The following is a 269-nucleotide window of genomic DNA, read 5'->3' on the forward strand; positions in this document are numbered from 1 at the left end:
GCCGTCAGCGGAAGACCCTGCGGATCCACATCGTTGGTCAGCACATTGCCCGGAACCGGTGTATTCACGTTCGTATTGTTGATATCGTTCTTGGCAACCGGCGACTGATAAGCCGGAGCCTCAATCAATATGCTCAGCGTGGCATTGGCACACTTACCCGCCGTGTTGCAGACCGTGTACGGATAGCTGTCCGGACCCGCATAACCGCCCGCCGGTGTGTACGTGTAGCTGCCGCTGGTAGCCACCACTATCGTCCCGTGTACCGTCGG

At 58.7% G+C, this 269-nt stretch carries 1 protein-coding gene; it reads right to left on the reverse strand.

All coding sequences use genetic code 11. From position 1 onward, the window contains the following. Positions 1-269: Ig-like domain-containing protein (locus AC23NW_RS36350; RefSeq protein ID WP_487455613.1), on the reverse strand; the 269-nt coding region annotated here is incomplete at both ends.

The sequence above is a fragment of the Arsenicibacter sp. R0_47 genome, assembly GCF_057652235.1.